Genomic DNA, 1,643 nt, shown 5'->3' on the forward strand with positions numbered 1-1,643 from the left:
CTCTGACCCATTATACTGGTAGATATGTCTCTCCACTCTCACCCATTATCCTGATTCGTTGCTCTTACTCCTTGATATGGTGTACTTAACTGAGAAGCGATAACATTTCAATTTTTATAGTATTTGGATTGACCTGAATGGGGGTCTAACACATTCTACAACACTTAAAGTGAGCATGTTAACCACTACACCACCAAAAACAGATCGGTAACATTTTAGTAGAGGAACATAACTTATTAGCCAATAAATTGCAGTGGTTTTACACAAGCTTTTAACTTGGATCTTTAGGGATTGTTTTTACAAATGTAGTAGGTATTTTAACAGATCTTCAGTTCTTATTTTTCATTAATTTGGAGATTTTGATGTGTTTTTCAGATTTTGACTGGGACCATTTTTGGATGTGGACAGATTTTATTAGCTATGTAGAATTTATAGTAACATTTATTGGTGTATTTGGAATATTCACATACATATTTATAGACAATATTTATGTCGTAGAGACTACTGGATTTTTAGCTGTATTTGCAGAGGCCTTATTAGGAGCACCACAGTTTTATAGGAACTTTATTAACAAATCTACACAGGGAATGAGGTAATGTACTTTACTTTAGCTGCACTTTTATCTAATTTCTTATTTAGTACATCACATGCATGGAAAATATAGAAATACAACGAGTTAAATTGATACAATTTATTATCGCTATTTTGTTTATTTTCCCGTTGATGTTTAAAACCAATATATTTCATATGACGTAAGCGCCAAGATGATTCCAATTATCGCTAACCGCTAAGCGTTGTCAAGGACGCACGTAGTAATATCGCTGTTTTCTAATATGACGTTATGATGACGTCACATTACCAAATCCTTGATAAACATAGCGATAAAATAATTAAAGATGTTTTTTAAAACTCTAGGCTTCGCCCTTCGATGAGAGATGACTGACAAACGTCATCTCGTTTCAAAAAACATTGTTAATCACTTCATATCACAAATTGAAACATGAATGCAGTCTTTTCCTTTGATCTCACGACATCGCACACTTATCTAGGCTGTAGTTTTATTACTCTAAGAGAGCCATGCAATAATCAACGATCTAGATGTGATGTTGCATTGCTTCATGTTACACCTCACTTATAACAAGGTATATTGAGTTAAGAGTTTAAACAATGGAACGTGAAGCTTGAACTTGTTTAACTCGGAAAATCGTGGTATAAATATTACTTAGATTTTTTGCATATGGCATTATTTAAAGAATAACTACGGTACATTTTGTACATCTTATAGGGTAGAGGGATATGGTGATGTAGTATATCACAAGGTTCTGATCTTCAATCAATTTGTGTCATGTGACTTGTCAATTTTCAATTAGACAACGACTATTATGTGCCTGTCTCTAGAAAGGACTTTAACAACATCATATGTTGTGGTCTTAGACAGCCACTATTATGTGCCTGTCCCTAGAAAGGACTGTAACAACATCATATGTTGTGGTCTTAGACAACCACTATTATGTGCCTGTCCCTAGAAAGGACTTTAACAACATCATATGTTGTGGTCTTAGACAACCACTATTATGTGTCTGTCTCTAGAAAGGACTTTAACAACATCATATGTTGTGGTCTTAGACAGCCACTATTATGTG

The 1,643-nt window shown here is 34.1% G+C and carries 1 protein-coding gene; it reads left to right on the top strand.

What is annotated here, in order from left to right; translation table 11 throughout:
* Nucleotides 1-398 precede the first annotated feature (398 nt).
* Nucleotides 399-596 carry a PQ-loop domain-containing transporter gene (locus PSN35_RS07720; protein WP_367183425.1) on the top strand — a complete coding sequence of 66 codons (198 nt, stop codon included), beginning with the start codon at nucleotides 399-401 and terminating at the stop codon, nucleotides 594-596.
* Nucleotides 597-1,643 lie beyond the last annotated feature (1,047 nt).

The organism is Candidatus Thioglobus sp., from assembly GCF_028599055.1.
Taxonomy (GTDB): domain Bacteria; phylum Pseudomonadota; class Gammaproteobacteria; order PS1; family Pseudothioglobaceae; genus Thioglobus_A.

Excerpts from the sequence above, each read along its gene's own strand:
- PSN35_RS07720 (WP_367183425.1), top strand. The coding sequence starts at position 399 with ATGTGGACAGATTTTATTAGCTATGTAGAATTTATAGTAACATTTATT.